The organism is Mesorhizobium sp. M7A.F.Ca.US.002.01.1.1, from assembly GCF_004022955.1.
Classification (GTDB): Bacteria; Pseudomonadota; Alphaproteobacteria; order Rhizobiales; family Rhizobiaceae; genus Mesorhizobium; species Mesorhizobium ciceri.
This window is the reverse complement of sequence record NZ_RZQE01000303.1, coordinates 1-7430: the sequence shown is the minus strand read 5'-3', so window position 1 is coordinate 7430 and position 7430 is coordinate 1. Positions and strand designations below refer to the sequence as shown.

Annotated in this window: 9 protein-coding genes; 7 read left to right on the top strand and 2 right to left on the bottom strand. The window is 62.0% G+C overall.

Annotated features, from left to right (window positions below; translation table 11 throughout):
* From EN932_RS24350 to plsY, 7 genes are all read left to right on the top strand, one after another.
* The coding region (locus tag EN932_RS24350) for a 2-oxo acid dehydrogenase subunit E2 (protein WP_128369121.1) at nucleotides 1-1094 on the top strand (1094 nt) is incomplete at its 5' end.
* 149 nt (nucleotides 1095-1243) lie between these two features.
* Nucleotides 1244-1879 carry an SGNH/GDSL hydrolase family protein gene (locus EN932_RS24345; RefSeq protein ID WP_024505188.1) on the top strand — a complete coding sequence of 212 codons (636 nt, stop codon included), beginning with the start codon at nucleotides 1244-1246 and terminating at the stop codon, nucleotides 1877-1879.
* 12 nt (nucleotides 1880-1891) lie between these two features.
* Nucleotides 1892-3337: a dihydrolipoyl dehydrogenase gene (gene lpdA, locus EN932_RS24340; protein WP_127385759.1), complete on the top strand. Its 1446-nt coding sequence runs from the start codon at nucleotides 1892-1894 to the stop codon at nucleotides 3335-3337.
* Nucleotides 3338-3426: 89 nt separating this feature from the next.
* Nucleotides 3427-3684: a GlsB/YeaQ/YmgE family stress response membrane protein gene (locus tag EN932_RS24335; protein ID WP_127370325.1), complete on the top strand. Its 258-nt coding sequence runs from the start codon at nucleotides 3427-3429 to the stop codon at nucleotides 3682-3684.
* A 138-nt stretch (nucleotides 3685-3822) separates the two neighbouring features.
* A complete protein-coding gene (gene lipA, locus EN932_RS24330) occupies nucleotides 3823-4788 on the top strand; it encodes a lipoyl synthase (RefSeq protein WP_024505190.1) in 966 nt (321 codons plus the stop codon).
* 12 nt (nucleotides 4789-4800) lie between these two features.
* The gene (locus tag EN932_RS24325) at nucleotides 4801-5256 is read left to right on the top strand and encodes a type II toxin-antitoxin system RatA family toxin (RefSeq protein WP_013531488.1); all 456 of its coding nucleotides are present in this window, start codon (nucleotides 4801-4803) and stop codon (nucleotides 5254-5256) included.
* Nucleotides 5257-5265: 9 nt separating this feature from the next.
* Complete coding sequence (plsY, locus tag EN932_RS24320; protein WP_128369120.1) at nucleotides 5266-5940, top strand: glycerol-3-phosphate 1-O-acyltransferase PlsY; 675 nt, start codon at nucleotides 5266-5268, stop codon at nucleotides 5938-5940.
* 45 nt (nucleotides 5941-5985) lie between these two features.
* Here plsY and EN932_RS24315 read toward each other — a convergent pair whose 3' ends face one another.
* Complete coding sequence (locus tag EN932_RS24315; RefSeq protein WP_024505192.1) at nucleotides 5986-6468, bottom strand: CinA family protein; 483 nt, start codon at nucleotides 6466-6468, stop codon at nucleotides 5986-5988.
* On the bottom strand, nucleotides 6465-7430 hold a 966-nt coding region (locus EN932_RS24310), incomplete at its 5' end, for a bifunctional 2-C-methyl-D-erythritol 4-phosphate cytidylyltransferase/2-C-methyl-D-erythritol 2,4-cyclodiphosphate synthase (protein WP_128369119.1). The genes EN932_RS24310 and EN932_RS24315, both read right to left, overlap by 4 nt.

Below are 7430 nucleotides of genomic sequence, written 5' to 3'. Positions count from 1 at the left end.
TGGGGGAGATGTCGACGAAGTCGACAGAGGAGGGCGCTGTCGCGCCAACGTCTCATTCTGTCACTCACCCCTCTGCCCTGCCCTCTTTGCCGCCACTTGGCATCTCCCCCACAAGGGGGGAGATCGGCCAATCGCCATCGGCCGGCCGTGCAACACCGCTTGCCCGGCGCCTGGCCCGTGAGGCCGGCCTGAACCTCTCGACCGTATCTGGGACCGGCCCGCATGGCCGGGTGGTGAGGGCGGATGTCGACGCGGCCATTGCCGGTGGCGGCGCCCAGACGGCGCCTGCCGCCAAGGCTCCGGCTGGCGTGCCGGCTGCTGCTCCTGCCGCGCCGGTAAAGGCGATGTCGGACGATCAGGTCCTGAAACTGTTCGAACAGGGCTCCTACGACCTTGTCCCGCATGACAATATGCGCAAGACCATTGCGCGCCGCCTGGTCGAGGCCAAGACCACCATTCCGCATTTCTACCTGACGCTCGACTGCGAGCTCGATGCGCTGCTGGCGCTGCGCACGCACATCAATGCGGCAGCCCCGGTGAAGAAGACCGACAAGGGCGAGGCACCGGCCTACAAGCTGTCGGTCAACGATATGGTCATCAAGGCGATGGCGATGGCGCTGAAGGCAGTGCCCGATGCCAATGCCTCGTGGACCGAAAGCGCCATGGTCAAGCACAGGCACGCCGATGTCGGCGTTGCCGTGTCGATCCCCGGCGGCCTGATCACGCCGATCATTCGGCATGCCGACGAAAAAACGCTGTCCACCATCTCCAACGAGATGAAGGACCTCGCCAGTCGCGCCCGCAGCCGCAAGCTGAAGCCGGAAGAGTATCAGGGTGGCACCACGGCGGTGTCCAATCTCGGTATGTTCGGCATCAAGGATTTTGCCGCGGTCATCAACCCGCCGCACGCGACCATCCTGGCGGTCGGCGCCGGCGAGGAGCGGGCAGTGGTCAAGAACGGCGAGATCAGAATAGCCACCGTGATGTCGGTGACGCTGTCGACCGACCACCGCGCCGTGGACGGTGCGCTGGGTGCCGAACTGCTGGTCGCCTTCAAGCGGCTGATCGAAAACCCGATGGGCATGCTGGTTTAGGGAAGCGAGAGGGCGGTGCGGATAGTCTTCACCAGCCTCTTCGCTTTCATCATTTCCGGATTCGCCACCGGACTGGCTCCTCGGAAACGGGCGGTCACAACCCATGGATGGCGGGTGAAGCGTGGGTTGATCGACGCACAGGTGGGCGCATGAAGACGGTTCTTTGTTACGGCGACTCGCTGACCTGGGGCTACAATGCCGAAGGTGGCCGCCATGCGCTGGAAGACCGCTGGCCAAGCGTGCTGCAGGCCGGGCTCGATGGTGGCGTCGAAGTTATCGCCGAAGGCCTCAATGGCCGTACCACCGCCTTCGACGACCACCTGGCCGGTGCTGATCGCAACGGCGCCAGGCTGCTGCCAACGGTGCTGACAACCCATGCGCCGATCGACCTGATTGTCATCATGCTCGGCGCCAACGACATGAAGCCGTGGATCCACGGCAATCCCGTCGCGGCCAAGCAGGGTATCCAGCGGCTGATCGACATCGTGCGCGGTCACGATTATCCGTTCGACTGGCCGGCGCCGCAGATCCTGATTGTTTCGCCGCCTGTCGTCAGTCGCACCGAAAATGCCGAGTTCAAGGAAATGTTTGCCGGCGGCGACGACGCCTCGAAGTTTTTGGCACCGCAATATGCCGCGCTCGCCGATGAGGCCGGCTGCGGCTTCTTCGACGCCGGCAGCGTGGCGCAAACCACACCTCTCGACGGTGTTCATCTTGACGCCGAAAATACGCGAAACATCGGCGAGGCGCTGACACCAGTCGTGCGCGTCATGCTGGAATTGTGAAGGAGAAAACCCGTGGCTGAGAACTATGACGTCATCATCATCGGCTCCGGTCCCGGCGGCTATGTCACCGCGGTGCGTTCCGCGCAGCTCGGCTTCAAGACGGCGATCGTCGAGCGCGAGCATCTCGGCGGCATTTGCCTTAACTGGGGCTGCATCCCGACCAAGGCGCTGCTGCGCTCGGCCGAGATCATGCAGTATTCGGATCACCTGAAGGATTACGGGCTGAAGCTCGACGGCAAGGTCAGCGTGGACACATCGGCCGTCGTTGACCGCTCGCGCAAGGTGTCGCTGCGGCTCAATGGCGGCGTTGCCTTCCTGATGAAGAAGAACAAGGTCGACGTCATCTGGGGCGAGGCCAAGCTTTCGAAGGCGGGCGAGATCGTCGTGTCCAAGACGGCCAAGAAGCCGATGGAGCCACAGCCGCCGGTGCCGAAAGGCGTCAAGGGCGAGGGCACCTATACCGCCAAGCACATCATCCTGGCGACCGGCGCCCGGCCACGCGCGCTGCCCGGCATCGAGCCGGACGGAAAGCTGATCTGGACCTATTTCGAGGCCATGGTGCCGAAGGAGATGCCGAAGTCGTTGCTCGTCATGGGGTCGGGCGCCATCGGCATCGAATTCGCCTCCTTCTACCGCACAATGGGCGCCGAGGTGACGGTGGTCGAATTGCTGCCGGCGGTGATGCCGGTCGAGGACGCCGAAGTCTCGACGTTCGCGCAGAAGCAGTTCGAGAAGCAAGGCATGAAGATCATCCTCGAAGCCAAGGTGACCAAGGTCGAGAAGGGCACGAACTCGGTCACCGCGCATGTCGAGATGAAGGACGGCAAGGTCGAGAAGATCACCGCCGACCGCATGATCTCGGCCGTCGGCGTGCAGGGCAACATCGAGGGCCTCGGACTCGAGGCGCTTGGCGTGAAGACCGAACGCGGCTGCGTCGTCATCGATGGTTACGGCAAGACCAATGTGCCGGGCATCTATGCCATCGGCGATGTCGCCGGCCCGCCGATGCTCGCCCACAAGGCCGAACATGAGGGTGTCGTGTGCATCGAGAAGATCGCTGATTTTCCTGGCGTACATGCCACCGACAAGCTGAAGATTCCGGGCTGCACCTACTGCAATCCGCAGGTCGCCTCGGTTGGCCTGACCGAAGCCAAGGCCAAGGCAGAGGGCTGGGATATCCGGGTCGGGCGCTTCCAGTTCGCCGCCAATGGCAAGGCGATCGCGCTCGGTGAGGATCAGGGCTTCATCAAGACCATCTTCGACAAGAAGACCGGTCAATTGCTCGGTGCCCACATGGTCGGCGCCGAAGTGACCGAACTGATCCAGGGCTTTGTCGTGGCGATGAACCTGGAGACGACCGAGGAAGAGCTGATGCACACCATCTTCCCGCACCCGACGCTGTCGGAGATGATGAAGGAAAGCGTGCTCGACGCCTATGGCCGCGCACTCAACGCGTGATAGATTGAAAGCGCTGCTACAGATGGAACCCGGCGGCAAGGTACATCGTTTGCGGATGCACTTTCATCCATCACACAAGGAGAAGGCATATGCACCTGAATGGCGTCGGCTGGATAGCAGCCATCATCATCGGCGGCCTGGCAGGCTGGTTCGCCGAAATGTTCATGAAGAGCAACACCGGCATCTTGATGAACATCGTTATGGGCATCGTCGGCGCGATCGTACTGAATGCCATTCTGCAGGCTCTCAATTTTGGCCCGTTCGGCGTCGGCTGGATTGCCTATCTGATCACCGGCTTTATCGGTGCCTGCCTGCTGATCTGGGCGGGGCGTCTGGTGCGCCGCTGACATCCCTGGAGAGCTGCCATGCGAAAAAGGCTGTTGCGGCATGCGCCGCAGCGGCCTTTTTCTTTGCGCCGAAAAGTCCTAGATGACGTTATGACAACGAACGCCTGACTGGCGCTCGCCAATGAACCAGGTTTCCCGATGGTCACTGTCCTCGATACGATCGCCAACGCACCGCGCCTGCGGCATCCGGAAAAGGCGCACAAGCCTGATCAGGATGTCCTGCGCAAGCCCGACTGGATACGCGTCAAGGCGCCGATGTCGAAGGGCTATGCCGAAACGCGCGAAATCGTGAAGTCGCACAAGCTGGTGACGGTCTGCGAAGAAGCCGGATGCCCCAACATCGGCGAGTGCTGGGAAAAGAAGCACGCCACCTTCATGATCATGGGCGAGATCTGCACCCGCGCCTGCGCTTTCTGCAACGTCGCCACGGGCATTCCAACCGCTCTTGACCCGGATGAACCGGCCCGCGTCGCGCATGCGGTCAAGCAGATGGGCCTTACCCATGTCGTCATCACCTCGGTCGACCGCGACGATCTCGCCGATGGCGGTGCGCAGCATTTCGCCGAGGTCATCCGCGCCATCCGGGCGGCGACGCCGCTGACGACGATCGAAATCCTGACGCCCGACTTCCTGCGCAAGGACGGCGCGCTGGAGATCGTCGTGGCGGCCAAACCCGACGTCTTCAACCACAATCTCGAAACCGTTCCGTCGAACTATCTGACGGTTCGTCCGGGCGCCCGCTATTTCCATTCGATCCGGCTGTTGCAGCGGGTCAAGGAGCTTGATCCGTCGATCTTCACCAAGTCCGGCATCATGGTGGGACTGGGCGAAGAACGGAATGAAATCCTGCAGTTGATGGACGATCTGCGTTCGGCCAATGTCGACTTCATGACCATAGGCCAGTATCTGCAGCCGTCGAAGAAGCACCACCCGGTGATCCGTTTTGTTACGCCGGAGGAGTTCAAATCCTTTGAGACGATCGGCCGGACCAAGGGTTTCCTGCTGGTGGCGTCCAGCCCGCTGACGCGTTCATCGCATCACGCCGGCGACGATTTCGCCAAGCTGCGTGCGGCACGGGAAGCGATTCTCAAGAAATCAGCTTAATCAGCCGGTTTCATGCCAAAATTCGAAGCCACCCGACGCGTATCCCATACACCCGAGCAGATGTTCGCTTTGGTCGCCGATGTTGAATCCTATCCGCAATTCCTGCCGCTTTGCGAAGCGCTGACGGTTCGCTCGCGCAAGGAGCGTGACGGGCGTACCGTTCTCCTTGCCGACATGAGCATCGGCTACAAGGCGATCCGCGAAACCTTCACGACGCAGGTACTGCTGAAGCCCGACGAGAACACCATCGACGTGAAGTACATCGACGGGCCGTTTAAATATTTGAGCAATGTCTGGCGTTTCGAACCCGACGGCGCCGGTTGCGCCGTCCGCTTCTTCATCGACTACGAGTTCAAGAGCCGCATTCTGGGCGCGGTCATGGGAACCATGTTCGATCGTGCCTTCCGCATGTTCGCCGAAGCCTTTGAGAAGCGCGCCGACGTCATCTACGGTACAAAACCGTCTTGAGGCTTGCGCATGCTTTTCTGGATAGCGAGCACCGTTGGACTGGCGATCGCCTATCTCTTCGGTTCCCTGCCCACGGGTTATCTGGCGGGGAAGCTGCTCAAGAGCATCGATATCCGGGAGCATGGCTCCAAATCCACCGGGGCAACGACCGTTTTGCGGGTCTTGGGAAAATGGCCTGCGTTGGTGGTGTTGCTGGTGGATGTGCTGAAAGGTGCTGCGGCGATCGTCTTTGCCCGCTGGTTCTATCCCTGGTTCATCACGTTGCCGTTTGTTACGCCATCGACCCCGCTTGACCTGCAAGCCTGGGTGCCTTGGGCTGTTTGCCTGGCCGGAATTGCCGTGTTGTTGGGACATGGCCGTTCGATCTGGTTGAATTTCACAGGTGGCAAATCCGCTGCGACGGGGCTTGGCGTGTTGCTGGCTCTGTCTTGGCCGGTAGGTGTGGGGGCTGCGGCGGCTTTTGGTGCTGTGCTGGCTACGTCTCGGATAGTTTCCCTGAGTTCGATGGTAGCGGCGTTGACCGCGATCGCCCTCATCTGTGGCCTGGAGCAACCGTTGGCCTATCGGTTGCTGGTGATTGCGGGCAGCATCTACGTGGTTATGCGCCATCGTGCCAACATTCAGCGGCTGCTGGCTGGGACGGAGCCACACTTGGGGCAAAGCAGCCCGGAATCGAAAACGTAGCCGCAAATCCGGCTTTCGGGTCCGCCCGCCCAACGTTTTATAATCCTATCCGAGTGCTTGCAGGCCCAGTTCCAGCGCTTGCCGGACCGTTTCGCGACGGATGAAATCGCGGCCTTTGTCTGCAAAGAGTTGGTGCTCGGCGACAATCGGTCGGCCGTCCAGCGCAACCCCGAACCAGACCAGGCCGACCGGTTTTTCCGCCGAACCGCCGCCAGGCCCGGCGATCCCGGTAACCGCCAGGGTCAGCCCGGCGCGCGAACGGGTAAGCGCGCCTGTCGCCATTTCGATCGCAGTCTCGCGCGAAACCGCCCCATGCGCATCGAGCGTGGCGGCGGAAACGCCGAGCATGTCCATCTTGGCTTCGTTGGAATAGGTGATGAAGCCGCGATCGACCACGGCGGACGAGCCCGCGATGTCGGTGAGTGCCGCGATGATCATGCCGCCGGTGCAGCTTTCCGCCGTTGCCAGCATGATGCCGCGTTTCTGGCAGGCTTGCAGCAAGGCATTTGCCAGGTCGCTGTTGGTCATTCCGGCACCTCGCCGGGAAACACCACACTGGCAGTGGCGATCGCCGCAATGCCTTCCTCGCGCCCGACGAAGCCGAGCTTCTCGTTGGTTGTCGCCTTGATCGAGATGCGATCCGCGGAAATTGCCAGCATCTGCGACAGGGCTGCCGTCATCGCCTCGCGGTGCGGGCCGACGCGCGGCGCTTCGCAGATCAACGTGATATCGGCATTGGCGATGCGGCCGCCGCGCTCGCGCACCAGCCCTGCCGCATGCTCGACGAAGATCCGCGACGCAGCGCCTTTCCACTGCGGGTCGGACGGCGGAAAATGCGTGCCGATGTCGCCGGCGCCGCAGGTCGCCAACAACGCATCGGTCAGAGCATGCAGACCGACATCGGCGTCGGAATGGCCGGACAGTTTCTTGTCGTGTGCAATGGCGACGCCACACAGTGTGACATGGTCGCCGGGCTCGAAAGCATGGACGTCGTAGCCATTGCCGGTTCGGATGTCGGGAAAGCGCACACGTTCGCCGGAAAGCCGCTGGTCCGCCATCGCAATATCCCGTGCCCAGGTGAGTTTGACATTATCCGGCGAGCCCGGAACGATCTTGACCGGAATATGCGCCCATTCGGCGATCGCGGCATCGTCGGTAAAATCCATTTTTCCCAGATGATGGGCTTTCTCGTGCGCGGCAAGGATGGGCCAGAACGGAAAGCCCTGCGGCGTTTGCGCCGCGTGAAGACCGCTGCGCGAAACGGTTTCGCCGACCACCCCGGAGGCCGATTCGCGCTTCAGCGTGTCGGCGACGGGCAAAGCGGGCAATGCGCCCTCGCGCTCGCCGATGGCGGCGATGGTGCGATCTATTAGGTCCGCATCGACAAACGGACGCACGGCATCGTGGATCAGAACCTGCCCCGGCGCGTGGTCTCTAAGGGCAAGCAGGCCGAGCCGGACGGATTCCTGCCTGGTCGCCCCGCCGTTAAC

Coding starts and splice junctions, on each gene's coding strand:
- plsY (WP_128369120.1), top strand. CDS start 5,266: ATGCTTTTCTGGATAGCGAGCACCGTTGGACTGGCGATCGCCTATCTC.
- EN932_RS24315 (WP_024505192.1), bottom strand. CDS start 6,468: ATGACCAACAGCGACCTGGCAAATGCCTTGCTGCAAGCCTGCCAGAAA.
- EN932_RS24325 (WP_013531488.1), top strand. CDS start 4,801: ATGCCAAAATTCGAAGCCACCCGACGCGTATCCCATACACCCGAGCAG.
- lipA (WP_024505190.1), top strand. CDS start 3,823: ATGGTCACTGTCCTCGATACGATCGCCAACGCACCGCGCCTGCGGCAT.
- EN932_RS24335 (WP_127370325.1), top strand. CDS start 3,427: ATGCACCTGAATGGCGTCGGCTGGATAGCAGCCATCATCATCGGCGGC.
- EN932_RS24345 (WP_024505188.1), top strand. CDS start 1,244: ATGAAGACGGTTCTTTGTTACGGCGACTCGCTGACCTGGGGCTACAAT.